Here is a 26,869-nt window from a genome sequence, read left to right on the forward strand (position 1 = left end):
TCGGCGACGCGGGGGCGTGCGGAGCGACGGCGCCCGGGCTAGAGGCGTTCGATGATCGTGGCGTTGGCCATGCCGCCGCCCTCGCACATCGTCTGGAGTCCGTAGCGTCCGCCGGTGGCCTCGAGCTGGTTCACGAGGGTCGTGAGCAGGCGCGTGCCGCTCGAGCCGAGCGCGTGGCCGAGGGCGATGGCGCCGCCCCGCGGGTTCAACTTCGCGGCATCGGCGCCGGTGTCGGCGAGCCAGGCGAGGGGCACGGACGCGAACGCCTCGTTGACCTCGTAGGCGTCGATGTCGTCGTGGGTGAGCCCGGCCCGCTCGAGCACCTTCGCGGTGGCCGGGATGACGCCAGTGAGCATGTACAGCGGATCGCTGCCGACGACCGAGAACGAGCGGAACCGCGCGCGCGGCTCGAGCCCGAGCTGCTCGGCCGCCTCGGCGCTCATGATGAGTGCGGCGGAGGCCCCGTCGGTCAGCGGCGACGAGTTGCCGGGCGTGATGCGCCAGTCGAGGTCGGGGAACCGCTCCGCGAGCGGATCGGTGCGGAACGCCGGGTTGAGGCCGGCGAGCGACTCGACCGAGGTGCCCGGTCGCACCGTCTCGTCGACGAGCGCGTCGACCCCCGGCACGGGCACGACCTCGGTCGCGAAGGCGCCGGACTCCCCCGCCTCGGCGGCGAGGCGGTGCGACCGCGCCGCGAACTCGTCGAGCTCCTCGCGCGAGAAGCCCCATCTCGCGGTGATCAGCTCGGCCGAGACGCCCTGGTTGACGAGCCCCTCGGGGTAGCGCGCCCGCACGCGCGACCCGTAGGGGTCGGCACCGGCCGCGCTCGAACCGAGCGGCACGCGGCTCATCGACTCGACGCCGCACGCGATGACGATGTCGGCGTGGCCCGCGAGCACCGCCTGGGCGGCGAACGTGGCGGCCTGCTGGCTCGATCCGCACTGCCGGTCGATGGTCGTGCCGGGCACGGTCTCGGGGAACCCCGCGGCGAGCACGGCGTTGCGCGTGACGTTGTAGCTCTGCTCGCCGATCTGGCTGACGCATCCGCCGATCACGTCGTCGAGGAGCCCGGGGTCGAGGTCGTTGCGGGACACGAGCGCGTCGAGCACCCCGGCCAGCAGGTCGACGGGATGCACGCCGGAGAGGATGCCCCCGGGCTTGCCGCGCCCGACGGGCGTGCGGATGACGTCGACGATGACGGCTTCGGTGCTCATGCGATCCAGCCTAGGACGGTTGCGAGGCCACCGGTGCCGCGCGCTCAGCCCACCCGGGCGGCGGATGACGCCGGCACGCGCTCGAGCAGCACGGGCTCGCGCTCGGGCAGCACGACCGGGTGCGAGCCCGCCATCGCCTCGATGACCCGCACCACCTGGCAGCTGTAGCCGTACTCGTTGTCGTACCAGACGTAGAGCACGGCGTCGGTGCCGTCGGCGATCGTGGCGAGCCCGTCGACGATGCCCGCGCGATTCGAGCCCACGAAGTCCGTCGAGACGACCTCGGGCGATTCGATGTAGTCCACCTGCTGGCGCAGCGGCGAGGTGAGTGACACCCGGCGCAGGTAGCGGTTGAGGTCGGCCCTGGTGGCCGGGCGCTCGAGCTGCAGGTTGAGGATCGCGAGCGACACGTCGGGCGTGGGCACGCGGATGGCACTGCCGGTGAGCTTGCCCGCGAACCCGGGCAGCGCCTTCGCGACGGCCTTCGCGGCACCGGTCTCGGTGATCACCATGTTCAGCGCGGCGGAGCGGCCGCGGCGATCGCCCGCGTGGAAGTTGTCGATGAGGTTCTGGTCGTTCGTGAACGAGTGGACCGTCTCGACATGGCCGCGCACCACCCCGTACGCGTCGTCGACGGCCTTCAGCACGGGTGTGATCGCGTTCGTCGTGCACGAGGCCGCCGAGAGGATGCGGTCGGATGCGGCGATGTCGTCGTGGTTGATGCCGTGCACGATGTTCTTGATCGCGCCCTTCCCGGGTGCGGTGAGGAGCACGCGGGCGACGCCGGTCGAGCGGAGGTGCTGCGAGAGCCCCTCCGCGTCGCGCCAGCGCCCGGTGTTGTCGACCACGAGGGCGTCACGGATGCCGTAGGCGGTGTAGTCGATCGACGCCGGGTCGTCCGCGTAGATCACCTGGATGAGCGTGCCGTTGGCGAGGATGGTGTTCGCCTCCTCGTCGACCTCGATCGTGCCGGCGAAGGGCCCGTGCACCGAGTCGCGGCGCAGCAGGCTCGCACGCTTGACGAGGTCGTTCGCCGAGCCCCTGCGCACCACGATGGCGCGCAGGCGCAGCCCCTGTCCGCCACCCGTGTGCGCGATGAGGATGCGCGCGAGCAGGCGCCCGATGCGTCCGAAGCCGTAGAGCACGACGTCGGTGCCGGATGCCGCGGGCGCGTCGAGGTCGACCAGCACGGGCGCGAGCTCGGCCCGGAGGAACTCGACGAGCGGCATCCGCTCGCCGTCGGCCCCGGACTCGCGGTGGCGCGCGACGAGCCGGGCGACGTCGATCGACGCCGGACCCGGGCCGATCTCGCGCAGCGCCTCGAGGACCCGGATCGTGTCCGCGAGGGGCAGCTCCTCCTCACCGGCCTGCCGCGCGAAGCGGTGCGCCTTCACCAGGGCGATCGCCGAGCGGTTGATGAGCCGCCGGCCGTGGATGGAGGTCACCACCCCGTGGTCTCGGTAGAGGCCGCCGATGAGCGGGATCATCCGCTCGGCGAGCTCCTCTCGGGCGATCCATTCCGCACGTCGGGCGTCGAACTCGTGGCTCACGGTCTTCCTTCTCCGGCTCGCGCGCGTGGGCGACGTCGCCGTGTCATGCTCGGGCCGCGCCTGCCGGTGGGCAGCGTCGACCACGTGTCTTCCGGGGGATGCCTCGATCCTACGCGCCGCCCCCGGAACGTCGCCTGTACGCGACGGCCTGCGGGCGGCACGGCACTGGACGCGCCGGCGCCCGTGGCCCGGGCGGGGTCAGCCCGCCGTGGGCTCGTCGTCGACGAAGCGGATGTCGTACACGGCGACCCGCTGCGGCACGCCCGCGAACACCGCCGCGCGCGCGTCGGAGGCCAGGTAGGCCGTCTCGAGGCGGGCGAACTCCTCGCGATCGCCCGGCGTGCTCACGGCCCAGACGAACTCGTTCGACTCGCGGAGGCCGTAGGCGAACTCGATCGTGAACCCCGCCGGCGGGCGCACCGCGGGCATCGCTCCCCGCCACCAGGCGACGAACGCGTCGTACTCTCCGTCGACGAGCGTGTACCTGCGCAGCTGGGTCGTCTTCACCCGACCCATTCTGCCGTGTCCTGGCCGCGCCGATGCATACTGCGAACCGCCGTGGAAACCCCTCGACACGGCCGCGAAACTGTGGTCGGGTGGCCCTGAGCTCGATCGACGTCGCACGAATCGCTGCGACGGCCCGGATCGACCAGTCCGGAAGGGACCATGATGAACATCCTCCTGATCGTCGTCGCCATCATCGCCGTCATCCTGTTGTTCACGGGCGGGTTCGTGCAGTCGCTGAACTTCCTCCTCTGGGTGGGCATCGTCCTCCTCGTGCTCGCCGTGATCATCTGGCTGGTGCGCATGCTGACGGGCAGCCGCCGGGCCTGACCGCGCTCCCTCCCGCGACACGCGCGCCCGGAGGGACGTAGACTCGTCCCGTCCAGGCGCGCGTGGGCGCCGGTGCTCGAAAAAAGGGCACGAAGCCGGCCACGCGCCGGGGGTCGGCGAGACACATACGGAATCCAGATCCGTCACCGTCTCGAAATGGACCCCGCCATGGCCTCCGTCTCCGCGCACGTCGCGCACACCCTCTCCGCCCATGTCGATCACGTCTTCGGCGTGATGGGCAACGGCAACGCCGCGTTCCTCGACGCCCTCGACGCGACGCGCGCGCACTACACCGCGATGCGGCGCGAGGCCGGGGCGGTCGCCGCCGCCGACGCGTTCCACCGCGCCTCCGGCCGTCTCGCCGCGGCGACCGCGACGTACGGCGCGGGCTTCACGAACACGCTCACGCCGCTGGCCGAGGCGGTGCGGGCCCGAATCCCGCTGGTCCTCGTCGTCGGCGACGCGCCGACCGGCGGCCCGCGCCCGTGGGACGTCGACCAGGTCGCGATGGCGGCGGCGGCGGGCGCCACGACCTTCGCCGTCGACCGAGCGGATGCCGCCGCGACCACGTCGCACGCGATCGAGCACGCGCTGGCGCACCGCACGGCCGTGGTGCTCGCCATCCCCTACGACCTCGCCACGGCCGACGCCGGCGCACTCACCTCGCCGGTCGCGATCACCGCGCCCGCGGCCCTCCCGCCGACGCCGCCGAGCTCGACGCCGTCGCGCGGCTGCTGGCCGGGGCAGTGCGTCCACTGCTCGTCGCCGGTCGCGGCGCGTGGCTGTCGGGTGCCGGCGATGCGCTCGGCCGGCTCGCCGCCGCGACCGGCGCCGTCACCGCGACGACGGCGCTCGCGCGCGGGATCTTCCCCGACGCCGCGTTCGACCTCGGCGTCGCCGGCGGATTCGGACAGGAGTCCGCCATGCGACTCGTGCACGATGCGGACGTCGCGGTGGTCTTCGGCGCCTCCCTCAACCAGTTCACGATGCGGTTCGGCGGGTTGTTCGCGAAGGACACGCAGGTCGTGCAGGTCGACGTCGGCGCGGGCCCGACGCATGCCGCGGTGACGCGGTTCGTGGCGGGCGACGCACGCCTCGCGGCATCCGGGATCGCCGACCGCCTCGCCGCGATCGACGCCGCGCCCGGCGGATGGCGGGAGTCGATCGACGTCGCGCCGTTGCGCGCGCGCGAGGCGGGCGACGGCATCGCGGCCGACGGCCGGCTCGATCCGCGCAGCGTCGCGGCCCGCCTCGCCGAACTGCTGCCGCACGACCGCGTCGTCGTCTCCGACGGCGGCCACTTCATCGGCTGGGCCAACACCCACTGGCCCGTCGCGGCGCCCGACCGCATGCTCATGGTCGGCACGGCGTTCCAGTCGATCGGGCTCGGCCTGCCGAGCGTGCCCGGCGCGGCCGCCGCGAGGCCCGACGCGACGATCGTGCTGACGACCGGCGACGGGGGCGGGCTCATGGCCCTGGCCGACCTCGAGAGCGCCGTGCGAGCGGCCGGCGGGCGCGGGATCGCCGTGGTCTGGAACGACGCGGCCTACGGCGCCGAGGTGCACCTCTACGGACTCCAAGGCTACGCCGAGGCGCCCATGCGCATCCCCGAGGCCGACTTCGCGGGACTCGCCGCGGCCGTCGGCGCGGAGGGCGTGGTCGTGCGCGAGCTCCCCGACCTCGACCGGGTCGCGGAATGGGCTGACGAGCCCGTGGCGTCCCGGCGCTTCCTGCTGCTCGACTGCCGCATCTCGGGCACGGTCATCGCGCCGTACCAGCACGAGATCATCGCCGTGAATGCGCGCTGATCGCACCTCGAACGCCGACGGGAGCACGACCTCGGCGACTGGCGGCGAAATCGTATACGATCGGCACCAGCATTCCGACGACGAAGTGGAGCTCCCGTGCTCGATCCCTCCCGTATCGCGGCGATCGCCGACGAGCTCGCCGACGCCGACCGCGCGCGCACCACGGTCCCGCTCCTCACCGCCCGCAACCCGGGCATGACCATCGAGGACGCGTATGCCGTGCAGCGCGAGTGGACCGACCGCGGCATCGCCGCCGGCCGTCGGCTCGTGGGCCGCAAGATCGGGCTCACGTCGAAGGTCATGCAGGTCGCGACCGGCATCACCGAGCCCGACTACGGCGTGATCTTCGACGACATGGTGATCGAGTCCGGGGCATCCGTCGAGTTCGACCGGTTCTCGAACGTGCGCATCGAGGTGGAGCTCGCGTTCGTGCTCCGAGAGCGGCTCGTCGGTCCGGAGGTCACCCTCTTCGACGTGCTCGATGCCACCTCCTACGTCGTGCCGGCCCTCGAGATCCTCAACTCGCACATCGAGCTCGAAGGCCGCACGATCGTCGACACCATCTCGGACAACGCCGCGATGGGCGCGATGGTCATCGGCGGCACGCCCGTGAAGCCCGACGCCGTCGACCTGCGCTGGGTGCCGGCGCTGCTGTCGCGCAACCAGGTGATCGAGGAGTCCGGCGTGGCCGCCGCGGTGCTCGGCCACCCGGCGATGGGCGTCGCCTGGCTCGCGAACAAGCTCGCCCGGCACGGGCAGGCCCTCGAGGCCGGCGAGATCATCCTCGCCGGATCCTTCACGCGCCCGATGTGGGTCGAGCGCGGCGACACGGTGCACGCGGACTACCGCGAGTTGGGAACGGTGACATGCCGGTTCGAATGACCCTCCCCCCGACGCTCGCGGCGCGGCTCGCGGCATCCGATCGCCCGCTCGCCGGCATGTGGGTCTGCTCGGGCAGCGCGGTGAACGCCGAGATCGCCGCAGGCAGCGGCCTCGACATCGTGCTCATCGACGCCGAGCACTCGCCGAACGGACCCGAGTCGATCCTCGCCCAGCTGCATGCCGTGGCCGCGTACCCGGTGGCGCCGCTCGTGCGTCCGCCGTTCGGCGACACGGTCGTCATCAAGCAGTACCTCGACCTCGGCGTGCAGAACCTCCTCGTGCCGATGGTCGACTCCCCCGAGCAGGCGGCCGGGGTCGTGCGTGCGGTGCGGTACCCGCCGCTGGGCGTGCGCGGCGTGGGCAGTGCGCTCGCGCGTTCCTCGCGCTGGAACCGGGTGCCCGGGTACCTCGCGGATGCCTCGAGCTCGATCTCGCTCTTCGTGCAGATCGAGTCCGCGGCCGCCGTCGAGCGGGTGGCCGAGATCGTCGCCGTCGACGGCGTCGACGGGATCCTCGTCGGTCCCGCCGACCTCGCCGCCTCGATGGGGCACCTCGGCAGGCAGGACCACTCCGACGTGGTCGAGGCGGTGCTGCGCTCGATCCGCGCCGCGGTCGAGGCCGGCAAGCCCGCCGGCGTCAACGCCTTCGATCCCGCGGCCGCGGAGCGCTACCTCGCCGCCGGCGCGGCATTCGTGCTCGTCGGGGCCGACGTGGCGCTGCTCGCCCGGGCGTCCGAGGCGCTCGCCGACCGGTTCGTCGGCGACGGATCGGCGACCCCTGCGGCCGAGGCGGCCGCGCGGCCGGAGTACTGACTCGCCGCCCTCTGGCGCGGTCGGCAGATCGTATATGATTTCAGATACCGAACGACGAGGATGTCCATGACCAGCTCCGGCCGCACCCCCGGCAAGATCATCGCCGTGCATCTCAACTACCCCTCCCGCGCGGCGCAGCGCGGGCGCACGCCGGCCCAGCCGAGCTACTTCCTGAAGCCCTCCTCGTCGATCGCGGCATCCGGATCGACGCTCGAACGCCCGGCCGGCACCGAGCTGCTCGCGTTCGAGGGCGAGATCGCGATCGTCATCGGCGAACCCGCGCGTCGCGTCTCGCCCGCCGACGGCTGGACGCACGTGGCGTCGGTCACCGCGGCGAACGACTTCGGCCTCTACGACCTGCGCGGTGCCGACAAGGGCTCCAATGTCCGGTCGAAGGGCGGCGACGGCTTCACGCCGCTCGGGCCCGCGCTCATCGACGCGACCTCGGTCGACCCCGCCGGCCTGCGCGTGCGCGCCTGGGTCAACGGCGAGCTGGTGCAGGAGGATACGAGCGACACGCTCCTCTTCCCGTTCGGCCGACTCGTCGCCGACCTCTCGCAGCTCATGACGCTCGAGACGGGCGACGTCATCCTCACCGGCACGCCCGCCGGTTCCTCGGTCGTCGTGCCCGGGGACGTCGTCGAGGTCGAGGTGGATGCACCGGATGCCGCGGGGGCGCCGAGCTCCGGCCGCCTCGTGACGACCATCACCGCGGGCGACGTGCCGTTCGGCGACTTCGGGTCGGCCCCCGAGGTCGACGACCGCCAGCGCATCGAGGCGTGGGGCGACGCCCGTGCCGCCGGGCTCGCGGAGCCCGAGGGCGCCTTCGAGCTGACCGACGACCTGCGCGACCTGCTCGGCTCCGTCGGCGTCGCGACGCTCAGCGTGCAGCTGCGCAAGCGCGGCTACACCGACGTCTTCCTCGAGGGCGTGCACGCCAACCGGCCCGGCAGCCGGATGGTCGGCCGCGCCCGCACCCTCCGGTTCATCCCCTTCCGACCCGACCTGTTCGCCCGGAAGGGCGGCGGCCACAACGCCCAGAAGCTGGCCTTCGACACCGTCGGCCCGGGCGAGGTGCTCGTGATCGACGCCCGCGGGGAGCGCGGCACGGGCACGGTCGGCGACGTGCTCGCCCTGCGCGCCCAGGTCCGTGGTGCCGCGGGCATCGTCACCGACGGCGGCACGCGCGACTTCGACGTGGTCGCCGCGCTCGACATCCCCACCTTCTCGCAGGGCCCGCACCCCTCGGTGCTCGGGCGCCGGCACGTCCCGTGGGAGACCGACGTCGCGATCTCGTGCGGCGGCGCCGCGGTGGAGCCCGGCGACGTCATCGTGGGCGACGGCGACGGCGTGATCGTGATCCCGCCGGCCGTCGCGTGGGAGGTGGCCCGCGAGGCGGCCGCGCAGGAGGCCGAGGACGCGTGGGTGGCCGAGCAGGTCGCGGCAGGGGCATCCGTCGACGGCCTGTTCCCGATGAACGCCGAATGGCGCGCCAGGTACGAGGCCGACCGAGCCGGCGGCCCCGACGCCGAGGCCCCGAGTGGCGGGGAGCCGCGATGAGCGCCGGGCAGCCGACCCGCCTCGAGAGCAAGTCGCAGCGGGCCTACGGCTTCATCCGCGAGCGCATCGACGACGGCCGCTACGTGCCGGGATACCGGCTCGTGCTCGGCCAGATCGCGAAGGAGCTCGACGTGTCGGTCGTGCCGGTGCGCGAGGCGATCCGCCGGCTCGAGGCCGAGGGCCTCGTGACCTTCGAGCGCAACGTGGGCGCCCAGGTCGCGCTCATCAAGGAGACCGAGTACCTGCACACCATGCAGACCCTCTCGATCGTCGAGGGCGCGGCCACCGCGCTCTCGGCGCCGTACCTCGCGCCCGCGCAGCTCGATCGCGCACGCGAGCTCAACGAGCGGATGCGGCGCACGCTCGACGACTTCGACCCGCACCGCTTCACCGAGCTCAACCTCGAGTTCCACTCGGTGCTGTTCGAGGAGTGCCCGAACCCGCACATCCTCGACCTCGTGCACCGGGGCTGGAACCGCATGCGGATGCTGCGCGACTCGTCGTTCAGCTTCGTGCCCGGCCGCGCACGCGAGTCGGTGGCGGAGCACGACGCCATCGTCGACCTCATCGAGGCCGGCGCCGCCCCGCTCGAGATCGAGCTCGCCGCCCGCCGCCACCGCACGGCCACCCTCGACGCCATGCTCGCCTACCAGGCGCAGCACCGACCGACGACGCCGACGGATGCCGCGACGCGACGCACCCCGGCCGCCGGCGCCGGCGCCGCCGCGGCCCGCGCCTGACCACGACCGACCGACACGAAGGCACGCACATGACGCATCACATCCCCTCCGGGCTCCCCGACCGCATCCGCCACCACATCGACGGGAAGTCCGTCGACTCGGTCGGCGGCGAGAGCTTCGACGTGCTCGACCCCGTCTCGAACGAGACCTACGTCCAGGCCGCGGCCGGCCAGCAGGCGGACATCGATCTTGCCGTCGCCGCCGCCCGTCGCGCCTTCACCGAGGGGCCGTGGCCGCGGATGCTCCCCCGCGCCCGCGCCCGCATCCTGCACCGCATCGCCGACCTCGTCGAGGCGCAGGACGCCCGCCTCGCCGAGCTCGAGACGTTCGACACCGGCCTGCCCATCACGCAGGCACTCGGGCAGGCCCAGCGCGCCGCCGAGAACTTCCGGTTCTTCGCCGACCTGATCGTGGCCCAGCGCGACGACACCTACAAGGTCCCCGGCCGCCAGGTGAACTACGTGAACCGCAAGCCGATCGGGGTCGCCGGCCTCATCACGCCGTGGAACACCCCCTTCATGCTCGAGTCGTGGAAGCTCGCGCCGGCGCTCGCCACCGGCAACACCGTCGTGCTGAAGCCCGCCGAGTTCACCCCGCTCTCTGCCTCGCTCTGGGCCGACATCTTCCACGAGGCCGGCGTGCCGGCCGGCGTCTTCAACCTCGTCAACGGACTCGGAGAAGAGGCCGGCGACGCGCTCGTGAAGCACCCCGACGTTCCCCTCATCTCCTTCACGGGCGAGAGCCGCACCGGCCAGCTCATCTTCGCGAACGCCGCGCCGTTCCTGAAGGGCCTCTCGATGGAGCTCGGGGGCAAGAGTCCGGCCGTCGTGTTCGCCGACGCCGACCTCGAGCAGGCGCTCGACGCGACCGTGTTCGGCGTGTTCTCGCTCAACGGCGAGCGCTGCACGGCGGGCAGCCGCATCCTCGTCGAGCGCGCGATCTACGACGACTTCGTCGCCCGCTACGCCGAGCGCGCGGAGCACATCGTGGTCGGCGACCCCCACGACCCGAAGACCGAGGTCGGTGCCCTCGTGCACCCCGAGCACTACGAGAAGGTCATGTCCTACGTCGAGATCGGCAAGGGCGAAGGACGCCTCGTCGCCGGCGGCGGCCGACCCCACGGGCTCGAGACGGGCAACTACGTCGCGCCCACCGTCTTCGCGGATGTCGCGCCCGACGCCCGCATCTTCCAGGAGGAGATCTTCGGCCCGGTCGTCGCGATCACCCCGTTCGACACCGACGATGAGGCGCTCGCCCTCGCCAACGGCGTGAAGTACGGCCTCGCCGCCTACATCTGGACCAACGACCTCAAGCGCGCCCACAACTTCTCGCAGGCGGTCGAGGCGGGCATGGTGTGGCTGAACTCCAACAACGTGCGCGACCTGCGCACCCCCTTCGGCGGCGTCAAGGCCTCGGGCCTCGGACACGAGGGCGGGTACCGATCCATCGACTTCTACACCGACCAGCAGGCGGTGCACATCACGCTGAACGAGGCGCACTCGCCCCGCTTCGGCACGCACTGAGGGAGGCCGCCGCCCCGCGGCATCCGCTCGACGACCCCACGACCGAACCACTCGCAGCAAGGAAGCCGACATGCATATCCCCGAGCCCGTCGTCACCGACACCGACCCGATCCCCGCCCCGACGGACCCGATCCCGACGCCCGCCGCGACGCCGCCCGACATCGTTCGCTGCGCGTACATGGAGCTGGTGGTCACCGACCTGGCCGCCTCGCGCGCCTTCTACGTCGACGTGCTCGGACTCGTCGTGACCGAGGAGGACGACGACGCCGTCTACCTCCGCTCCCTCGAGGAGTTCATCCACCACAACCTGGTGCTGCGCACGGGCCCGGCGGCGGCCGTGGCCGCGTTCAGCTATCGCGTGCGCACGCCCGAGGACCTCGACCGGGCCGTGGCGTTCTACACCGAGCTCGGATGCCGCGTCGAGCGCCGCGCCGAGGGCTTCACCCGTGGCATCGGCGACTCGGTGCGCGTCGAGGACCCCCTCGGCTTCCCGTACGAGTTCTTCCACGACGTGCAGCACGTGGAGCGCCTCGCGTGGCGCTACGACCTGTACACCCCCGGCGCCATCGTGCGCCTCGACCACTTCAACCAGGTCACGCCCGACGTGCCTCGCGCCGTGAGGTACATGGAGGACCTCGGCTTCCGGGTGACGGAGGACATCCAGGACGAGGCGGGCACGACCTATGCCGCGTGGATGCGCCGCAAGCCCACCGTGCACGACACGGCGATGACGGGCGGCGACGGCCCGCGCATGCACCACGTGGCGTTCGCGACGCACGAGAAGCACAACATCATCGCGATCTGCGACAAGCTCGGTGCCCTGCGGATGTCGGACGTGATCGAGCGGGGACCGGGCCGGCACGGCGTCTCGAACGCGTTCTACCTCTACCTGCGCGACCCCGACGGCCACCGCGTCGAGATCTACACGCAGGACTACTACACGGGCGACCCCGACAACCCCGTGGTGACGTGGGACGTGCACGACAACCAGCGACGCGACTGGTGGGGGAACCCGGTCGTGCCGAGCTGGTACACCGAGGCGTCGACGGTGCTCGACCTCGACGGCGACCCGCAGCCGCTCACCCACCGCACCGATGACTCCGAGATGGAGGTGACGATCGGGGCCGACGGGTTCTCGTACACGCGCAAGGGCGACGAGGCGCAGGGGTTCAAGCTCGGCAACACGCTCTGAGCCCCGCACCGGGCGTCATCACGTCGTCGTGGCCTCCTGCGGCGGAGCGGCATCGTCGAGGAACGCGATCGCGGCGTCCTTGAACCCGCGGGACGTGAGCGTCGAGACGTGGTCGCGCCCCGGGATGGACACGAAGTCGGCACCCCACTCGAGGGCGAGCTCCCGCGCCCCTCGGGGGACGGGATCGGCCTCGCCGGCGACGAACAGCGTCGGGATGTCGCCGGGGATCACGAGCGGGGCCCCCGAGACGCCCTCGATGCACGCGAGCAGCGCCTCCCGGTCGGCGCCGGCCGTGATCGCCGGCCGGAGCACCTGCTCGATGACGGGGTTGCGCGCCGGCTCGTCGCGGAGCAGCACGGCCCGCGCGTCGTCGAGGTCCCAGGTGGCGAACAGCTCGTCGGGGCCCGCTCCCCCGATCACGACACGGCGCACCCGCTCGGGCGCGAGCTCGGCGAGTGCGGACACGACCCGGTTGCCCATCGAGTAGCCGACCACGTCGACCACGTCGGCGCCCGCGGAATCGAGCACGGCGATGAGGTCCCGGCCGAGCCGCTCGGGCGCGTACGCGTCGGCGTCGACGGGCTTGTCGCTGTCGCCGTGCCCGCGCAGGTCGACGTCGATGGCCGACCGGTGCGCGTCCTGCAGGGCGCGGACCCAGCCGGTCCCCTCCCAGGTGACGGCGGCGTTGGAGGCGAACCCGTGCACGAGCAGCACGGGAGGTCGGGCGTCGTCCACCTCGGATCCCCGGTGGACCCGGAATGCGACGAGCACCCCATCGGGGCCCTCCGCGTGCAAGGTGGGGACCTGGTCGCTGCCCGCCTGCCTCACGCCATCGCCTCGTCGAGCACCGACGACTCGGTGATCACCGCGCCGGCGTGGCCGAGCTCGGCGAGCGCGGCATCCGAGCTCGCCGGTGCGACGCCGGCGATGAGGTCGGTGAAGACGCGCACGTGACGGCCGTGCTCGACCGCATCGAGGCCGCTCGCGCGCACGCAGTAGTCCGTCGCGATTCCCACGAGGTCGATGTCGGTGACGCCGAGCTCGTCGAGCAGCTGGGCGACGGGCCGCCCATCGTCGTCGATGCCCTCGAAGATCGAGTACGCGGGCACCCCCTGGCCCTTGCGCACGTGGATGTCGACCTCCGACGTGTCGAACGCGGGATGGTACTCCGCCCCGTCGGTGCCCGCCATCGCGTGCTTCGGCCAGGTCTCGACGAAGTCGGGCTCCGCGTCGGTGGCGAAGTGTCCGCCGTTGTCGTTGTCGGCGTCGTGCCAGTCGCGCGAGGCGACCACGACGCGGTAGGCGTCGCGGTGCTTCTCGAGCAGCTCGGTGATGCCCGACGCGACGGCCGCGCCGCCCTCCACGCCGAGGGCCCCGCCCTCGGTGAAGTCGTTCTGCACGTCGACGATGAACAGTGCTCGGGTCACGTGTGCTCCTTCCGTCCTACCGTCCATTCTCGTCGCAGAATGCGCGGATGACCCCCTCGAGCACGTCGACGAGCGTTCGCAGCGAGTCGATCGACACCCACTCCTCGTCGGCGTGCGCGCCGGCGCCGGCCGGTCCCACGAGCACGACGGGCATCCCCGCCGCCGCGATCAGCCCCGCGTCCGTCCACCAGGGGTCTCCGCGGCGGGCGGCGGGCGCCCCGGTGGCGCGTCCGACCTGCTCGAGCACCACGCGCGCGATCGGCGAGTCGGCATCGGCCTCCATCGCCGGGCGGGCGACGAGCGGGACGATCCGCGCCGGTCGCGACGGCGCCAGCACGCGCTCGAGCTCCGGCCCCGGGTCGGGCTCCCCCGGCAGGGTGCGGCGCTCCACGACGACGACGCACCGGTCGGCGACGGTCGCGGCATCCGTGCCGCCCTCGATGGTCGCGACGCGCACGCTGCCGACGCCGAGCAGCGGATGCCGCGGGCGCCCCGCGAGCTCGGCGGCGAACGCGCGGAGGGCGACGAGCCCGTCGACCGCCCTGTCGATGGCGTCGACGCCGAGCTCGGGCTGCGACCCGTGCGCGGCCAGCCCCTCGTACTCGGCGCGGTACCAGGCGAAGCCGCGGTGGGCGAGCGTGACCCCGAGGTCGGTCGGCTCCAGCACGACCGCGGCGTCCGGACGTGGGCGTGGGCCGGCGGATGCCGCGGCGTCCGCGTCGGCGTCGATCGCCGCCAGCAGCTCCTCCATGCCGACGGAGCCGAACTCCTCGTCCGCGGCGAAGGCGAGCACGAGGTCGCCCGCCGGGTCGGATACCGCCGCCGCGGCCGTCATCGCCGCGGCGAGCCCGCCCGCCATGTCGTACGCGCCCCGGCCGACGACGCGATCGGGGTCGACATCCGTCCCCGCGTCGCCGATGCCCGATCCGCCGACGGTGTCGAGGTGGCCGGCCAGCAGCAGCGACCGGCCCGCGCCCGTCCCGCGGCGCCGCGCCAGCACGCTCGGACGGGCTGGATCCGAGCCCACCAGCCGCACCTCGAAGCCCCGCTCGGCGAGCCATCCGGCGATCACGTCCGCGAGCTCGCGTTCGCCCGCCCCGCCCGGGACGAGCGAGGGATTGGTGGCGTCGATCCCCACCAGGCGGCGGGCGAGCGCCGCGACGTCGGCGCGCGGCATCCGCTCGCCCGGCCCCGACGCCCTCGGGCTCATGTGTTGGCGAGGTTGTCGCCGCAGAGGAAGAAGCCCGTCGTGAGCGTGTCGATGGCCTGCTTGGTGTCGTCCGAGACGTCGCCGAGCGCGTAGATCGCGAACGTCAGCGTGGAGCCGTCCTGCGCGCGGATGACGCCGGACAGCGTGTACCCGGTCTCGATCCAGCCGGTCTTCGCCGACACGGCGCCGTCGGCCACCGCGTTGTCGCCCGCGAATCGGTCGCTGTACGAGAGCGAGCCGCGCTGGCCGGAGACCGGCAGCCCGTCCATGATGACGCCGAGGTGGGCCTCCCGCGCATTGATCTTCGCGAACAGCCGTGTGAGGTACGACGGCGGAACCGCGTTGTTGTCGCTGAGGCCCGAGCCGTCCACCACCGTGATGCCGGCGGTGTCGATGCCGTAGGGGGCGAGGCCCTGCAGGACGGCCTCGTTGATGGCGCCGAAGGTGTTGCCCGTGCCCGCCTCGATCGCGACGAGTCGGGCCAGCATCTCCGCGACGGTGTTGTCCGAGACGACGAGCGCCTTGTCGATGAGCTGCGCGACGGTCGGAGACGCCACCTGCCCGAGCTGCGCGGCGCCCGCGGGAGCCGTTCCCCGCTCGATCACGGAGATGCCCCCGAGCTCGGAGGCGAACGCATCGCCGGCGCGGCCGATCGGATCGCCGCTGCGCCACGACGTGTTCGCACCGGGGTCGTCGCGGTCGCCGTCGACCTGGAGGGCGGTGATGTTCGACATGTAGCCGAACTCGCGCTCCGCCGGATCCCAGCTCGGCTCCCACTCATCACCGCCGAACAGGCTCGCATCGAGGACGAGCTTGGTGAGGGGCGGGTTGGCGGGGTCCGCGTCCCATGCGGCCCGCACCTGGGCGGCGAGCTCGTCGAGGTGGGCGGCGCCGGGATACACGGTCTCCGTTCCGCTCGGCGTACGGGAGAGGGTGACGTCGCCGCCGCCGACGAGGACCACGGAGCCCGGCTCCGCGCCCTTCACCACGGTCGTGGTGGCCCGATGGTCGGGACCGAGCACCGTGAGGGCGGCCGCCGACGTCAGCACCTTCATGACGCTCGCCGTGCGCGAGGGGGTCGTGCCGCCGCGGTCGTAGAGCACCTCACCGGTCGCGGCGTTGACGACCTGTGCCTGCAGGTTCGCGAGGCGCCCGTCGGCCGCGCGATCGGCGACCGAGCACGTGCGGATGCGGCTCGCCGCTGCGGCGGCGGCGGGCGCCGGGCGCGCCGGGTCCGCCGTCGGCGTCGGGGTCGAGGTCGCCGCGATCGCCTCGACGTCGCCCCCGCCGGACACGGCGGCACCGGCGAAGACGGCTCCCGTGCCGAGCAGGGCGAGGGCGAGGGCGCCGCCGGTGATCGAGAGGGCGAGCCGGTGCCTCCGCGCGAAGGCGGCGACGGATGCGCCGACGCCCGTTGCGCCGGCAGGGGTCGTCGCGTCAGCGGTCGTGTCGGCGTCGGCGGCGTTCGTGCCGGCCGTCGCGCCGGGGTGCTCGCCGGGGGTCGCCGCCGAGTCCGCGCTGTCGCGCCGGGGGTCGCCGGGCGTCGTGGGCTCGCCCGCGGCATCCGTCTCGTCGGTCATCCGGGGAATTGTACGCGGCGCCCCGGAGCGCAAGCTGACCGTCGCCCGAACGCACGCTGGGCGCGCGACCGGCCGACGGCGGGAGCCGCTGCGGGATCACTCGCCGGGGTAGCGCAGCCCGATCTGCTCGCGGATCGTGTCGAGCGTGCCCATGATCGCGACGGTCTCGTCGATCGTGAGGAGGTCGCCGCGGAGGTCGCCCCCGGCCACCAGTCGCTCGACCGCCTCGGCCTGGAAGTGCATGCCGCGGCCCGTCACCTCGGAGCGGAACTCCTCGACGATGGTGCCGTCGGCGGCCACCACGCGGAACGTCGTCGGCGTGTACCAGACGCGATCGATCTCGATCCGGGCGAGCGTGCCGATCACGGCGGCGGTGTTCGGGCCGAGGGTGTCGCTCGCCGAGAGCATCGACGCGACCCTGCCCCCGTCGTAGGCGAAGAGGTTGGCGATCTGCGCGTCGGCGCCGGTGCGCTTGAACGTCGCCGTGGACTGGATGGTGAGGGGGGCGCCGAACAGGTCCCACGAGAACGACACCGGGTAGATGCCGAGGTCGAGCAACGCGCCGCCGCCCAGCTCGAGCGCGTTGATGCGGTGCAGCGGGTCGTCCGAGAGCTTCTGGGTGTGGTCGGCGATGAGCGTGCGCACCTCGCCGAGCGCGCCGTCGGCGATGAGTTCCCGGATGCGCACCATGTGGGGCAGGTACCTCGTCCACATCGCCTCGAGGGCCAGCAGCCCGCGCCCCGCGGCGAGGTCGGCGATCTCCTGCGCCTCCCGCGCGTTCACCGTGAACGGCTTCTCGACCAGCACGTGCTTGCCGGCCTCGAGCACCAGTCGGGCGTTGGCGGCGTGCAGCGGATGCGGCGTGGACACGTACACCACGTCGACGTCGGGATCGGCGACGAGCGCCTCGTAGCTCGCGTGGGCGTTCGGGATGTCGAACTCGGCCGCGAACGCGTCGGCTGCGGCCTGCGATCGGGATCCGACCGCCTGCACCGTGAATCCGTTGAGCTTCAGGTCGTTCGTGAAGGCGTGGGCGATGCCGCCCGTCGCGAGGATGCCCCAGCGCAGTCGATCGGTCATTGCGCCAGCCTACTGGGCACGATCGTGCGCATTCGCGGCGGCCCACGCGGTTCGCCCGCAGGATCGGCACGTGCGGCGCCCGCCGTCAAGGGATTGATCGTCGATTGGCCCTGCGGTACTCGTTGAGCATGGAGCGCATCTACTACGCGGGCGACCGCTTCCTCACCGGAACCGATATCGCGCGGGCGCTCGTCGCCTATGCGGCGGCCCTCGCCCAGCAGGGCAGCGCCGGCGCGATCGAGATCCCCGTGCGGCACGAGCAGGACGGTCGGCCGGGCGTGGTCAACTTCCTCGTCGGCCCCGCGAGCCAGCTCGTCACCGAGAGCGTGGAGGCCGACGGCTACGACGAGGTGCGCGACGAAGCACTCGTCGCCCGCCTGCAGGGCCTCATCGCGGAACTCGCGCCGATGCATCCGGTGGCGAGCACGTCGGCGCCCGATCGCGACACGGTCGACTACGACTGGACCGACGAGGTCTAGACCGGGCGCTCGTCGGGGATCGGCATCAGCGCGATCGGGATGCCCGGCCCGACCAGGATGTCGGCCGGCTGCGGGCGCCCCTCGCCGTGGTTGACCCGGACCCAGACGGCGCGGCCGTTCCGGTTGGCCTCCTCGATGTCCGCCTTCATCTGCTCGAAGTCCTCCTCGCCGATGGAGAACTCGCGGCCGGCGTAGATGATGCCGATGCGCTTCATGGCTCCCGCTCTCCGCTGGGCCCCGACTCCTCGGGCTCCGGCATCAGGTGCAATCCGCCCGGTGAGTTCGCCGCGCTCATGAGCAGGTCGATCCAGGCGCGGTTGATCGACGGCTGGCGCCCGCCCGCGTACTTGAAGTACAGCGGGATGGTGGGATGGATCCAGAGTGCGCTGCGACCGTCACCGACCGCGGGATCGTCGCGCCAGCTGAAGTAGAACGACTCCGCGCGGCGCAGCTTGGCGCCGATGACGAGTTGCAGGTGTGCGAGCACGCGGTCGTCGAAGTCGACGGTCAGCGTGGAATCGTAGGTGAGCTTGCCCACCGGACCTCCCTCGAACGTCCCGCGCGATCGGGTCGTCGCGGCAGTCGTCGGCCCCAAGGATAGTGCGGGCCCGCCCCTGCCGCGCCCCCTTGACGCCGCGCCCGACGGTGGTATGGACCCCCGAACTGGGTCGCGCGGCGAGCCCGCTCGGGGACTATCCTCCGGGCATGACAACGCTGTCGAGAACCCGGCGTCTCCTGACGCTCGCCAGCGCATCGATCCTCGTCGCCTCGGCGGCGGTCGTCGGTGCCCTTCCCGCGAACGCCGCCCCCGGCGGCGAACCCGGACCACCCGCGGCAGGCAAGGTCGCCTACGCTGCGCTCGGCGACTCGTACGCGGCCGGCGTCGGCGGCGGCGACTACCTCGACGAATGCTTCCTGAGCCCGAACGGCTACGCCGCGCAGCTCGCGAGCGACCCCGGCAACGTGCACGTCGCCCTGAACGGATGCATCGGAGCGACGACGACCGACGTGCTCGGGCAGCTCGGCGGAATCGATCATCGCACGCGCTCGATCACCCTCACGGTCGGCGCCAACGACCTCGGTCTCGCCGCCGTCACCGCGGCGTGCCTGGGCGGCCCGATGGAGGCATGCCTGGCGGCGATCGCCGAGGCACAGGCCGACCTCGGCCCGATGGCCGTGAGCCTCAGCACCACCCTGGCGGCGATCCGTGCCGCGGCCCCGAAGGCGGAGGTGATCGTCACCGGGTATCCCGTGCTCCTCGAGCCCACGGTCGACCCGTCGGGCGGAGCGCTGGCCATCGCCATCGCCGCCCTCAACTCGACGATCGCGGGCGTCGTGGCCGCGGCGGGCCCCGGGTTCGAGTTCGTCGACGTGACCGAGGAGTTCGCCGGTCACGGCATCGGAAGCCTCGACCCCTGGATCGTCGCGCCGCCGGCGCTCGACGCGTTCCACCCGAACATCGCCGGCCACACCGCCTACGCGGACGCGATCCGGGCCGTCCAGTGACCTCGGCGGGGACGGCGCCGACGACCACTCGTCGGCGGGCGATGCTGCTCGCGACCGCGCTGCTCGCGACGCTGGGCCTGGCCTTCGGCTGGGTCGCGGTCGGACCGGCGGACGGTGCGGGCGCCGTCGTCGTCACGGGCAAGGGCGACAAGCCCGGGAAGCCGGGGGGCGGCGGTGGGGGCGGTGGCGGCGGGACGACGGAGCTCGAGTACGCCGCCGTCGGCGATTCGTTCGCCGCCGGTGTCGGCGCGCGCAGCTATCTCGAATCCACCTGCTACACGAGCGCCAAGGGCTACCCCAAGCTCCTCGATGCCGAGGCCGATCTGCGCCTGGTGGCGCTCCCCGCGTGCTCGGGCGCCTCCACCGCCGAGGTGATCGCGGGCCAGGTGCCCGCGGTCCCGACGACCGCCACTCGTGTGACGCTCACGGTGGGCGGCAACGACGTGGGCTTCGCCGCGGTCATGCAGAACTGCTTCGTGATCGTGACGAGCTCATGCGAGTCCACCATCCTGAGCGGGGAGGCCCTCGTCGCGAACGGCACGGTCACGGCGAACGTCGCCGCGGCCGTCCAGGCGGTCCGTGCGCGGGTCCCGGGAGCGAAGGTGATCGTCACGGGGTATCCGCTGCTCTTCCACCTCCCGAACGCGCGGTACCAGTGGGCGGAGCGTGTCAATCAGGGCACCGTCGCGCTCAACGACGCCATCGAGGCGGCCGCCGCAGCGAACCAGGCGGTGTTCGTCGACGTGGAGGGGGCGTTCGCGGGCCACGGCATCGGCAGCTCCATCCCGTGGATCAACGACTGGAACTGGTTCCGCTACGTCGACGGCTTCCACCCGACCGCCACCGGATACGTCGCATACGCGACGGAGATCCGGAAGGCGATCGGCTGACGCGGACCTCCCGGACGCACGAAGGGCCCGGATCTCTCCGGGCCCTTCGTGGCGTTCCGAGCCGCCTGTGGGAATCGAACCCACGACCTTCTCATTACGAGTGAGACGCTCTGCCGACTGAGCTAAGGCGGCGTGGCATCCGGTCTCGCCTGGGCGATCCGGCTGGCACGAGAATCTATGTTAGCGGGTTTCGCGCGTGCCGATGACCACGTCAGCACATCGGATCGCTGGCGGGAACCGTGCCCTCGATGAGGAATCCCTCGACGGCCTGGCTCACGCACGCATTGGACTTGTTGTAGGCCGTGTGGCCCTCGCCCTCGTAGGTGACGAGCACGCCGCTCTCGAGCTGGTCGGCGAGCGCGACGGCCCATTCGTACGGCGTGGCCGGGTCGCCCGTCGTGCCGACGACGAGGATCGGCGCGGCCCCCGCGGCATGGATCTCGACCCGCTCCCGATCGCTCACGACGGGCCAGTTGACGCAGCCGAGGTCGCCGTAGCCGAAGTAGGGCCCGATGGTCGGGGCCGCCGCTGAGATCGCCGCGGCCTTCTCGCGCATGACGGCGACGTCTGCCTGGTAGGTGTAGTCGAGGCAGTTGATGGCACGGAACGACTCGGTGGAGTTGTCGCGATAGGTGCCGTCCTCGTTGCGGCCGTAGTATCCGTCGGCGAAGGACAGCGCGACGTCGGCCTCGCCGAACATGACCGACTCGAACATCTGGCTGAGGTAGGGCCACGACTCGGAGCTGTAGAGCGGGTAGATGATCGCCGTGAGGAGCGTGTCGGCCCCGACCATGCGGCCGTCGGTGGCCCGAAGCGGGCTCGCGTCGACCGACGCGAGCAGGCGGCTCACCTCGGCCATGCCGTCGTCGACGGTGCCGTCGAACGGGCATTCCGTGCCCGTGAGGCAGTCGCCAAGGTACGCGCGGAGGGCCTGCTCGAAGCCGACCGCCTGCGCCTCGGTGACCTCGGCGTCGCTCGCCGAGGGGTCGATGGCCCCGTCGAGCACGAGCCTGCCGACGTGGTCGGGGTAGAGGTCCGCGTACGTCGCCCCGAGGAAGGTGCCGTAGGAGTAGCCGAGGTAGTTGAGCTGCTCGTCGCCGAGAATGGCGCGGAGCAGGTCGAGGTCGCGCGCCGCGCTCACCGTGTCGACCTTGCCGAGCAACTCACCGGTCTTGTCGCTGCAGGCCTCGCCGAACTCGGCGGCCGCCGAGCCGACGAGGTCGATCCACTCGTCGCTGCCGCGTTCCGCCGGCACGATGCCGTAGAGGTAGTCGTCCATCTGCGCCGCGTCGTAGCACGCGACCGCCGACGACCGGCCGACGCCGCGCGGATCGAAGCCGACCACGTCGAAGCGCTGCATGAGCGGCTCGCCGACGGCGTAGTCGAGCGACTCGGCGATGAACTCGTAGCCCGAACCACCGGGGCCCCCGGGGTTCACGAGGAGCGACCCGATGCGGTCGCCCGTGGCGACGTGCCGCACGAGCGCGAGCTCGACCTCGCCGTCGCCCGGACGCTCCCAGTCGAGCGGTGCCGTGGCGGTGGCGCAGCTCAAGCCGTCGCCGCAGTCCTCCCACTCGAGGACCTGGGAGTAGAACGGGCGGAGGTCCTCGGCGACGTCCTCGCCGGTGGGCGTGGAGACCGGCTTCGCCGGGCTCAGGAACGTCGGCATGCAGCCCGTGAGGACGAGCAGGGCGGCGAGCGCGACCGCCGCGATGCCGGCTCGGGGGGCGCGCGGCATCCGGCCGGTGCGGCTCGTGCTGCGTCTGCCGGTCATGCGGCTCCCCGTTCGGTCGTGGCGGTGCGGATGGCGGAGACGAGCATCGCCTCGAGTGCGAGCGCGGGCTGGACGTTCCCCTCGATGCGCTCCCGGGCCTGCTGGATGGCGTCGAGCGTCGCGAGCGTGCGCGCCGGCGTGGCGGACGCCGCGGCACGGCGCATCGGATCGAGCAGCTCACGATTCACGAGGTCGACATCGGCATCGAGCTGGATGAGCAGGATGTCGCGGTACAGCGAGGCGAGGTCGACGAGGATGCGATCGATGCCGTCACGGAGGCTGCGCGTGGCACGGCGCTTCTGGTCGTCCTCGAGGGCCTTGAGCTGGGGTCGCAGCGCAGGGGGTACGGCCTGGCCCGGCGCGAGCCCGAGCGAGTGCAGCGCGTGCTCGCGCTCCTCGGCATCTCGGAGCTCGGTGATGGCCTTCGCGTCGTCGCCCGCGATCTCGAGGAACCGGGCGGCGGTCGCGACCGCGGTGGCTGCGGAGCGGACCTCGAGCGCGAGCCGCAGCGTCTCGCCGCGACGCCGTCTCGCCTCCTCGCTCGTGGCGAGCCGGTGCGCCATCCCGATGTGGCACTGCGCCTCGCGCGCGGACCGCTCGGCCAGCTCGGCGTCGACGCCGTCGCGTCGCACCAGGAGGGCGGCGACCTCGGCGACCGTCGGCATCTGGAGCCGAACGGTGCGGACGCGCGAGCGGATCGTGGGGATGAGGTCGGCCTCGCTCGGCGCGCACAGGATCCACACCGTGCGCTCCGGCGGCTCCTCGAGCTCCTTCAGGAGGAAGTTCGAGGTCTGCTCGGTCATGCGATCCGCATCCTCGACGATGATCACTCGGTGCCGCCCGACCGACGGCGCATAGTGGGAACGCCGGACGATCTCGCGCACGTCGTCGCGCTTGATGATGACGCCCTCGGTGGCGAGCACGTGCAGGTCGGGATGACTGCGCGCCTCGACCTGGATGCGGGTGGGCCGGTCGCCGTCGGGGTCGCCGGAGATCAGCGCGGTGGCGAACGCGTAGGCGAGGTTCGATCGGCCGGATCCGGGAGGACCGGTGATGAGCCACGAGTGGGTCATCTGGTGCGACGGAGCGCCCGCGGCCTCGGCGGCGGTGCGGAACACGGCGATCGCCTGCTCCTGCCCCGTCAGCTCGGTCCACACGCTCACGTCACCACGCTACCTTCCGCCGCCGACCGCGACGCCCAGACGATTCAGAGCAACCCGGCCACGCGGGCGCGGATGCGGCCAGCGATCTCGTCGACCGGTCGGGAGGCGTCGACGACGAGGAAGCGAGCCGGCTCGCGATCCGCGATCGCGAGGTAGGCCTCGCGGACCCGGTCGTGGAACTCGGATGCCTCCGCCTCGAGCCGGTCGTATCGCGTGCGCGCCTCGTCGAGCCGGCCGCGCGCAGCCGCCGCCTCGAGGTCGAGGAGGATCGTGAGGTCGGGGGCGAGGCCCTCGGTCGCCCAGTCGGAGAGCGCCCGGACGGCGTCGGCGTCGAGCACCCGGCCGACGCCCTGGTAGGCCACCGAGGAGTCGATGTAGCGGTCCTGGATCACGACCTCGCCGCGCTCGAGCGCGGGACGCACGACCGTGGCGACGTGGTGGGCGCGGTCGGCCGCGTAGAGCAGCGCCTCGGCACGCGGAGTGATGTCGCCCCGATGATGCAGCACGATCTCGCGGACCTCGACGCCGACCTCGGTGCCCCCGGGCTCCCGGGTGCGCACGACGACGCGCCCCTCAGCCGCCAGCCATGCGCGGAGCAGCTCGGCCTGCGTGGTCTTGCCGGAGCCGTCACCGCCTTCGAGTGTGATGAAGAGGCCGCGCGTCACGCCGGGCTCTTCTTGGCCGCGGGCTTGCGCGCGGGCGCCTTCTTGGCGGTCGTGGCGCGCTTGGCGCGCGGTGCCGCCGGACCCTTGTCGCGCTTGATCTGCAGCAGTTCGACGGCCCGCTCGAAGGTGATGTCCTCGACCGACTCGGCGCGCGGGATCGTCGCGTTCGTCGTACCGTCGGTGACGTACGGGCCGAATCGGCCGTCCTTCACCTTGATCGGCTTGCCGCTCACGGGGTCGTTGTCGAACTCCTTGAGCGCGCTCGAGGCACGGCGGGCACCGTACTTCGGCTGCGCGAAGAGCTCGAGCGCGCCCGGCAGGTCGATCTCGAAGATCGCGTCCTCGCTGGGGAGGGTGCGCGTGTCGGCCGCCTTCTTGAGGTACGGGCCGTAGCGGCCGTTCTGGGCAGTGATCTCCTCGCCCGACTCGGGGTCGAGCCCGACGACGCGCGGCAGGTCGAGCAGCTTCAGGGCGGTGTCGAGGTCGATCTCCTCGATCTGCATGCTCTTGAAGAGGGACGCCGTGCGGGGCTTGGGCGCTGCGGCCTTCTTCGCACCGCGCTTCGGCTTGGGCGCCTCGACGACCTCGCCGGTGGCCGGGTCGACGGATGCCTCGGCGGACTCCGGCTCGGGCTCGAGCTCGGTGACGTAGGGGCCGAAGCGGCCGTCCTTCACGACGACCTGCTTGCCGGTGTCGGGGTTCTCGCCGAGCACCCGGTCGACCTGCACGGGCGCGTCGATGAGCTCGCGCGCCTTCGCCTCGGTGAGCTCGTCGGGCGCGAGGTCGGGGGGCAGGTTGACCCGCCGCGGCGTCGCGTCGGGCGCGGCGTCGGGCTCGACCGCCTCGAGGTACGGCCCGTACTTGCCGATGCGGAGGGTGACGTCGGGTGCGATCTGCACCGAGTTGATCTCGCGCGCGTCGATCTCGCCGAGGTTGTCGACGACCTGCCGGAGCCCGCGGTGCTTGTCGGAGCCGAAGTAGAAGCTCGAGAGCCAGTCGACCCGGTCGGCCTCGCCGGCGGCGATGTGATCGAGGTCGTCCTCCATCTCGGCGGTGAAGTCGTACTCCACGAGGTCGCCGAAATGCTCTTCGAGCAGTCGCACGACCGAGAAGGCGACCCAACTCGGCACGAGCGCCTGACCGCGCTGCGTGACGTACCCGCGATCGAGGATCGTGGAGATGATCGATGCGAACGTCGAAGGGCGCCCGATGCCGAGCTCCTCGAGTCGCTTGACGAGGCTCGCCTCGGTGTAGCGCGGCGGCGGGCTCGTCTCGTGCCCCTTCGCCTCGAGGTCGGCGATCACGACCGCCTGGCCCTCGCGGAGCGGCGGCAGCTTCGCCTCGCCCGGGGCGTCGTCGGCGTTCCGCTCCTCGTCGCGGCTCTCCTCGTAGGCCGCGAGGAATCCGCGGAACGTGATGACCGTGCCGCTCGCGGTGAACTCGGCGATCGTCCCCGCGACGGACACGCTGCCCCCGTCGGGCGTCGATGCGTCGGCGGCCGTCGGCCCGACCTCGATCGTGACCGTAGCGGTCTGGCCCTTCGCGTCGGCCATCTGCGAGGCGACCGTGCGCTTCCAGATGAGGTCGTAGAGCTTGAACTCGCTGCCCCGGAGCACGCTCTGCAGTTCGGAGGGCGTGCGGAAGACCTCGCCCGAGGGGCGGATCGCCTCGTGCGCCTCCTGTGCGTTCTTCGACTTGCCCGCGTAGACGCGGGGCTTGTCGGGGATCGAGTCCGAGCCGTAGAGCTTCGTCGCCTGCGCCCTGGCCGCGGTGATCGCCTGCTGCGACAGCGACGTCGAGTCGGTGCGCATATAGGTGATGTAGCCGTTCTCGTAGAGCGACTGGGCCACCCGCATCGTGTCGCGGGCGGAGAGCCGGAGCTTGCGTGCGGACTCCTGCTGGAGCGTCGAGGTGGTGAACGGGGCTGCGGGCCGGCGCGAGTACGGCTTCGACTCGACCTTGGAGACGGTGCGGGAGACCCCGTCGGCGCGGAGGGCGTGCACGAGCGACTCGGCGACGCGCTCATCGAGCACCACCGCCTTGCCCTTCAGCGCGCCGGCGTCGTCGAAGTCGCGACCGGTGGCGACCCGCTCGCCGCCGAGGCGCACGAGCCGGGCCTCGAACGCCTGGGCGCCATCGTCGGACGACGTCGCCGGGGAGAAGCGACCGATCAGGTCCCAGTACCCCGCGGCGACGAAGGCGAGCCGCTCCCGCTCGCGATCGACCACGAGCCGGGTCGCCGCCGACTGCACGCGGCCGGCCGACAGGCCCGGGCCGACCTTGCGCCAGAGCACCGGCGACACCTCGTAGCCGTAGAGGCGGTCGAGGATGCGGCGGGTCTCCTGCGCGTCGACGAGCGCCGTGTCGAGGTCGCGGGTGTTGTCCTTCGCCTGCTGGATCGCGTCCTTCGTGATCTCGTGGAAGACCATGCGCCGCACGGGCACCTTCGGCTTCAGCTCCTGCAGCAGGTGCCACGCGATGGCCTCGCCCTCGCGGTCCTCATCCGTTGCGAGGAGGAGTTCGTCGGCGTCCTTGAGGGCGCGCTTCAGCTCGGCGACCGTCTTCTTCTTGGCGTCGGAGACGACGTAGTACGGCTCGAAGCCGTGCTCGACGTCGACGGAGAACTTGCCGAGCGAGCCCTTCTTGAGTTCGGCGGGAAGGTTCTTCGGCTCGATGAGGTCACGGATGTGGCCGACCGAGGACAGCACCTGGTAGCCGTCGCCCAGGTACTGGGCGATCGACTTCATCTTGGTCGGCGACTCCACGATGACCAACTTCTTCGCGCCTGACACCAGACTCCTCTTGTTCCTTGTTCCGTGAATGGGAGAACGCACATCCGAGCCGCGCCCCCGAGCGGTGTGCCGTCGATCGGCGGGGCAGTCCGCCGACAGGCACACCATACACACCCTCACCGTGAGCGCACCCACTCGACGCCGCGAAATGGGGGTGCGACGACGGGCGAGCCCCCTTGCAGTTCCGC

At 72.2% G+C, this 26,869-nt stretch carries 24 protein-coding genes, 1 tRNA gene and 1 pseudogene; 11 read left to right on the forward strand and 15 right to left on the reverse strand.

What is annotated here, in order from left to right:
- Nucleotides 1-38 precede the first annotated feature (38 nt).
- The 3 genes from EV187_RS02120 to EV187_RS02130 all read right to left on the reverse strand — a co-directional run bounded on the left by EV187_RS02120 (nucleotide 39) and on the right by EV187_RS02130 (nucleotide 3,271).
- Nucleotides 39-1,214, reverse strand: a complete 1,176-nt coding sequence (locus EV187_RS02120) for a thiolase family protein (RefSeq protein WP_130351383.1) — start codon at nucleotides 1,212-1,214, stop codon at nucleotides 39-41.
- Nucleotides 1,215-1,258: 44 nt separating this feature from the next.
- A complete protein-coding gene (locus tag EV187_RS02125; RefSeq protein WP_130351384.1) occupies nucleotides 1,259-2,764 on the reverse strand; it encodes a glyceraldehyde-3-phosphate dehydrogenase in 1,506 nt (501 codons plus the stop codon).
- Between the two features lie 198 nt (nucleotides 2,765-2,962).
- On the reverse strand, nucleotides 2,963-3,271 hold the full coding sequence (locus tag EV187_RS02130) for a hypothetical protein (RefSeq protein WP_130351385.1): 309 nt from the start codon (nucleotides 3,269-3,271) through the stop codon (nucleotides 2,963-2,965).
- A 162-nt stretch (nucleotides 3,272-3,433) separates the two neighbouring features.
- Between EV187_RS02130 and EV187_RS18260 the strand changes: the two genes are divergently transcribed.
- The 8 genes and pseudogenes from EV187_RS18260 to hpaD all read left to right on the forward strand — a co-directional run bounded on the left by EV187_RS18260 (nucleotide 3,434) and on the right by hpaD (nucleotide 12,115).
- Entirely contained in the window at nucleotides 3,434-3,598 is a 165-nt protein-coding gene (locus EV187_RS18260) for a DUF2207 domain-containing protein (protein WP_165391071.1), read from the forward strand.
- A 168-nt stretch (nucleotides 3,599-3,766) separates the two neighbouring features.
- Nucleotides 3,767-5,406, forward strand: a pseudogene (locus EV187_RS02135) (thiamine pyrophosphate-binding protein).
- Nucleotides 5,407-5,502: 96 nt separating this feature from the next.
- Nucleotides 5,503-6,288, forward strand: a complete 786-nt coding sequence (gene hpaH, locus EV187_RS02140) for a 2-oxo-hept-4-ene-1,7-dioate hydratase (RefSeq protein ID WP_130351386.1) — start codon at nucleotides 5,503-5,505, stop codon at nucleotides 6,286-6,288.
- Entirely contained in the window at nucleotides 6,273-7,100 is an 828-nt protein-coding gene (locus EV187_RS02145) for an HpcH/HpaI aldolase family protein (protein WP_130351387.1), read from the forward strand. Before hpaH ends, EV187_RS02145 begins: the two co-directional genes overlap by 16 nt.
- A gap of 66 nt (nucleotides 7,101-7,166) precedes the next feature.
- Nucleotides 7,167-8,660, forward strand: a complete 1,494-nt coding sequence (locus tag EV187_RS02150) for a fumarylacetoacetate hydrolase family protein (RefSeq protein WP_130351388.1) — start codon at nucleotides 7,167-7,169, stop codon at nucleotides 8,658-8,660.
- On the forward strand, nucleotides 8,657-9,400 hold the full coding sequence (locus EV187_RS02155; RefSeq protein WP_130351389.1) for a GntR family transcriptional regulator: 744 nt from the start codon (nucleotides 8,657-8,659) through the stop codon (nucleotides 9,398-9,400). The genes EV187_RS02150 and EV187_RS02155 overlap by 4 nt, the downstream gene beginning before the upstream one ends.
- 29 nt (nucleotides 9,401-9,429) lie before the next feature.
- The gene (gene hpaE, locus EV187_RS02160) at nucleotides 9,430-10,923 is read left to right on the forward strand and encodes a 5-carboxymethyl-2-hydroxymuconate semialdehyde dehydrogenase (RefSeq protein WP_130351390.1); all 1,494 of its coding nucleotides are present in this window, start codon (nucleotides 9,430-9,432) and stop codon (nucleotides 10,921-10,923) included.
- A gap of 70 nt (nucleotides 10,924-10,993) precedes the next feature.
- Entirely contained in the window at nucleotides 10,994-12,115 is a 1,122-nt protein-coding gene (hpaD, locus tag EV187_RS02165; RefSeq protein ID WP_130351391.1) for a 3,4-dihydroxyphenylacetate 2,3-dioxygenase, read from the forward strand.
- Nucleotides 12,116-12,133: 18 nt separating this feature from the next.
- On the opposite strand, the gene EV187_RS02170 is transcribed toward hpaD, so the two are convergent.
- The 5 genes from EV187_RS02170 to EV187_RS02190 form a co-directional block, all read right to left on the reverse strand.
- Nucleotides 12,134-12,850 (reverse strand): alpha/beta fold hydrolase, encoded by a 717-nt coding sequence (locus tag EV187_RS02170; protein ID WP_130351392.1) that lies wholly within the window; start codon nucleotides 12,848-12,850, stop codon nucleotides 12,134-12,136.
- 89 nt (nucleotides 12,851-12,939) lie between these two features.
- Nucleotides 12,940-13,542, reverse strand: a complete 603-nt coding sequence (locus EV187_RS02175) for an isochorismatase family protein (protein ID WP_130351393.1) — start codon at nucleotides 13,540-13,542, stop codon at nucleotides 12,940-12,942.
- Between the two features lie 16 nt (nucleotides 13,543-13,558).
- Nucleotides 13,559-14,752: a M20/M25/M40 family metallo-hydrolase gene (locus EV187_RS02180; protein ID WP_242609389.1), complete on the reverse strand. Its 1,194-nt coding sequence runs from the start codon at nucleotides 14,750-14,752 to the stop codon at nucleotides 13,559-13,561.
- Nucleotides 14,749-16,332: a D-alanyl-D-alanine carboxypeptidase/D-alanyl-D-alanine-endopeptidase gene (locus tag EV187_RS02185; protein WP_130351394.1), complete on the reverse strand. Its 1,584-nt coding sequence runs from the start codon at nucleotides 16,330-16,332 to the stop codon at nucleotides 14,749-14,751. The genes EV187_RS02180 and EV187_RS02185 overlap by 4 nt, the downstream gene beginning before the upstream one ends.
- Nucleotides 16,333-16,428: 96 nt before the next feature.
- Nucleotides 16,429-17,412 (reverse strand): Gfo/Idh/MocA family protein, encoded by a 984-nt coding sequence (locus EV187_RS02190; RefSeq protein WP_130351395.1) that lies wholly within the window; start codon nucleotides 17,410-17,412, stop codon nucleotides 16,429-16,431.
- A gap of 128 nt (nucleotides 17,413-17,540) precedes the next feature.
- Here EV187_RS02190 and EV187_RS02195 point away from each other — a divergent pair, with 128 nt between their 5' ends.
- The gene (locus EV187_RS02195) at nucleotides 17,541-17,891 is read left to right on the forward strand and encodes a hypothetical protein (protein WP_130351396.1); all 351 of its coding nucleotides are present in this window, start codon (nucleotides 17,541-17,543) and stop codon (nucleotides 17,889-17,891) included.
- Here EV187_RS02195 and EV187_RS02200 read toward each other — a convergent pair.
- Nucleotides 17,888-18,106: a hypothetical protein gene (locus EV187_RS02200; protein ID WP_130351397.1), complete on the reverse strand. Its 219-nt coding sequence runs from the start codon at nucleotides 18,104-18,106 to the stop codon at nucleotides 17,888-17,890. The two genes, EV187_RS02195 and EV187_RS02200, sit on opposite strands and share 4 nt — an antisense overlap.
- Nucleotides 18,103-18,429, reverse strand: a complete 327-nt coding sequence (locus tag EV187_RS02205; protein ID WP_130351398.1) for a DUF7882 family protein — start codon at nucleotides 18,427-18,429, stop codon at nucleotides 18,103-18,105. The genes EV187_RS02200 and EV187_RS02205 overlap by 4 nt, the downstream gene beginning before the upstream one ends.
- A 167-nt stretch (nucleotides 18,430-18,596) precedes the next feature.
- Here EV187_RS02205 and EV187_RS02210 point away from each other — a divergent pair, with 167 nt between their 5' ends.
- A complete protein-coding gene (locus EV187_RS02210) occupies nucleotides 18,597-19,397 on the forward strand; it encodes an SGNH/GDSL hydrolase family protein (RefSeq protein WP_130351399.1) in 801 nt (266 codons plus the stop codon).
- A gap of 41 nt (nucleotides 19,398-19,438) precedes the next feature.
- Nucleotides 19,439-20,287, forward strand: coding sequence for an SGNH/GDSL hydrolase family protein (locus tag EV187_RS02215; protein ID WP_130351400.1), 849 nt, complete (start codon nucleotides 19,439-19,441; stop codon nucleotides 20,285-20,287).
- A gap of 59 nt (nucleotides 20,288-20,346) precedes the next feature.
- Here the strand turns inward: EV187_RS02215 and EV187_RS02220 are convergent.
- The 5 genes from EV187_RS02220 to topA all read right to left on the reverse strand — a co-directional run bounded on the left by EV187_RS02220 (nucleotide 20,347) and on the right by topA (nucleotide 26,681).
- Nucleotides 20,347-20,419 (reverse strand) — tRNA-Thr (locus EV187_RS02220).
- 79 nt (nucleotides 20,420-20,498) lie between these two features.
- On the reverse strand, nucleotides 20,499-22,061 hold the full coding sequence (locus EV187_RS02225; RefSeq protein ID WP_207221708.1) for an alpha/beta hydrolase: 1,563 nt from the start codon (nucleotides 22,059-22,061) through the stop codon (nucleotides 20,499-20,501).
- Nucleotides 22,058-23,224 carry a DNA polymerase III subunit delta' gene (locus EV187_RS02230; protein ID WP_130351401.1) on the reverse strand — a complete coding sequence of 389 codons (1,167 nt, stop codon included), beginning with the start codon at nucleotides 23,222-23,224 and terminating at the stop codon, nucleotides 22,058-22,060. Before EV187_RS02230 ends, EV187_RS02225 begins: the two co-directional genes overlap by 4 nt.
- A 44-nt stretch (nucleotides 23,225-23,268) precedes the next feature.
- Entirely contained in the window at nucleotides 23,269-23,889 is a 621-nt protein-coding gene (gene tmk / locus EV187_RS02235) for a dTMP kinase (RefSeq protein ID WP_130351402.1), read from the reverse strand.
- The gene (topA, locus tag EV187_RS02240) at nucleotides 23,886-26,681 is read right to left on the reverse strand and encodes a type I DNA topoisomerase (RefSeq protein ID WP_130351403.1); all 2,796 of its coding nucleotides are present in this window, start codon (nucleotides 26,679-26,681) and stop codon (nucleotides 23,886-23,888) included. The genes tmk and topA overlap by 4 nt, the downstream gene beginning before the upstream one ends.
- Nucleotides 26,682-26,869: the final 188 nt, after the last annotated feature.

Source organism: Agromyces ramosus (genome assembly GCF_004216665.1).
Taxonomy (GTDB): domain Bacteria; phylum Actinomycetota; class Actinomycetes; order Actinomycetales; family Microbacteriaceae; genus Agromyces; species Agromyces ramosus.

Excerpts from the sequence above, each read along its gene's own strand:
- EV187_RS02145 (WP_130351387.1), top strand. The coding sequence starts at position 6,273 with ATGCCGGTTCGAATGACCCTCCCCCCGACGCTCGCGGCGCGGCTCGCG.
- EV187_RS02180 (WP_242609389.1), bottom strand. The coding sequence starts at position 14,752 with ATGAGCCCGAGGGCGTCGGGGCCGGGCGAGCGGATGCCGCGCGCCGAC.
- EV187_RS02185 (WP_130351394.1), bottom strand. The coding sequence starts at position 16,332 with ATGACCGACGAGACGGATGCCGCGGGCGAGCCCACGACGCCCGGCGAC.
- EV187_RS02210 (WP_130351399.1), top strand. The coding sequence starts at position 18,597 with ATGACAACGCTGTCGAGAACCCGGCGTCTCCTGACGCTCGCCAGCGCA.
- EV187_RS02215 (WP_130351400.1), top strand. The coding sequence starts at position 19,439 with ATGCTGCTCGCGACCGCGCTGCTCGCGACGCTGGGCCTGGCCTTCGGC.
- hpaD (WP_130351391.1), top strand. The coding sequence starts at position 10,994 with ATGCATATCCCCGAGCCCGTCGTCACCGACACCGACCCGATCCCCGCC.
- EV187_RS02195 (WP_130351396.1), top strand. The coding sequence starts at position 17,541 with ATGGAGCGCATCTACTACGCGGGCGACCGCTTCCTCACCGGAACCGAT.
- EV187_RS02120 (WP_130351383.1), bottom strand. The coding sequence starts at position 1,214 with ATGAGCACCGAAGCCGTCATCGTCGACGTCATCCGCACGCCCGTCGGG.
- EV187_RS02200 (WP_130351397.1), bottom strand. The coding sequence starts at position 18,106 with ATGAAGCGCATCGGCATCATCTACGCCGGCCGCGAGTTCTCCATCGGC.
- EV187_RS02150 (WP_130351388.1), top strand. The coding sequence starts at position 7,167 with ATGACCAGCTCCGGCCGCACCCCCGGCAAGATCATCGCCGTGCATCTC.
- EV187_RS02155 (WP_130351389.1), top strand. The coding sequence starts at position 8,657 with ATGAGCGCCGGGCAGCCGACCCGCCTCGAGAGCAAGTCGCAGCGGGCC.
- EV187_RS02225 (WP_207221708.1), bottom strand. The coding sequence starts at position 22,061 with ATGACCGGCAGACGCAGCACGAGCCGCACCGGCCGGATGCCGCGCGCC.
- EV187_RS02190 (WP_130351395.1), bottom strand. The coding sequence starts at position 17,412 with ATGACCGATCGACTGCGCTGGGGCATCCTCGCGACGGGCGGCATCGCC.
- hpaE (WP_130351390.1), top strand. The coding sequence starts at position 9,430 with ATGACGCATCACATCCCCTCCGGGCTCCCCGACCGCATCCGCCACCAC.
- EV187_RS18260 (WP_165391071.1), top strand. The coding sequence starts at position 3,434 with ATGAACATCCTCCTGATCGTCGTCGCCATCATCGCCGTCATCCTGTTG.